The following is a 1130-nucleotide window of genomic DNA, read 5'->3' as shown; positions in this document are numbered from 1 at the left end:
CAAAAACACGTGGCCTGCGTTGGACGCACGATAGAGCCGTGCGCCGTTTATAAAAGCGTTAAATGTTTTTTTGCCTTTAGGTTTAAGGCTCAATATTCGGCAAGGAGTGCTCAGTTCTAATCAAGCATTCCACCGTTTAAAATTTTAGGGTGTGTGGCACGGTTTCCAACTGTTCCGTTCTGCTGTTTAAGTTTCTCAGGTACATTTTAATTTGTAGAGGCTTCGTCGGTGGTGTGCTCCTAGGGAATCCGGTAAAGTCGCCATCTATGGTGTTTTTGTCTCAAGGCAAGCACTTAGGTTTTAACGTGGTGTTTGGTTTAGTTGGGTGTTCTAAAACATCTAACCAGTTCATCAAACATCACTCCGGCCACAAAGAGACGTGGCCTGCGTTGGACGCACGATAGAGCTGTGCGCCGTTTATAAAAGCGTTAACTTTCCAGGAAGAGTATGAAGTTCGATCAGCCATTGAGGGCAATCAACAACAAACTGCCCAATAAGAAGCCTTCATACTATCTGAAGCTCTTAGTAGTGGTTGTCGTAAGCGCTATTTTGGTTTCAACTTTATTAATTGCCGCAGGTGTCAACGAGCGCATAAGCGGTAATGTAGGTGGTCTCATTGCGTTCCTGATTGTGCCGTGTTTTTTTGGGTATATGTTGGCGCATTTATACAACGTTGAACGCAAAGCATCGGATTCAGTAAACGTGTACCTGCCTCAACTCACAAGCTCAGAGTCTTTTAACAAAATTAGTGACGGCTTTAGTTCTTTTACGCGCTTTCTGTTAGTAATTTATGCATACTTATTACTAGTTCTAATTATTGCGTTACCGGTCATGGGAGTACTCAGTGCACTTGCAAGTTAACAAGGCAATCTTGCGGAACTCCGTGTGCTGTCACGTTTTGTGCGGAGCACAAAAAGCGCCATCCCACTCCGTCCGCAAATTGCGGCGTTAAATGTTTTTTGGCCTTTAGGTTTAAGGCTCAGTATTCGGCAAGGAATGCACGTTTCTAATCTGGCACCTTTCCGTTTAAATTTTTAGGGTAGGTGGCACGTTTTCCCACTGTTCAGCTCTGCTGTTTAAGCTTCTCAAGCACATTTGTATTTGTAGAGGCTTCGTTGGTGGTGTGTTCC

1 protein-coding gene is annotated in these 1130 nt (G+C 44.2%); it reads left to right on the top strand.

From position 1 onward, the window contains the following. Nucleotides 1–447: 447 nt before the first annotated feature. Complete coding sequence (locus A3729_RS13510; protein ID WP_068633990.1) at nt 448–861, top strand: hypothetical protein; 414 nt, start codon at nt 448–450, stop codon at nt 859–861. Nucleotides 862–1130: the final 269 nt, after the last annotated feature.

This window comes from Oleiphilus sp. HI0043, from assembly GCF_001634935.1.
The sequence above is the reverse complement of the archived record's forward strand: the minus strand, read 5'-3'. Positions and strand labels throughout refer to the sequence as shown.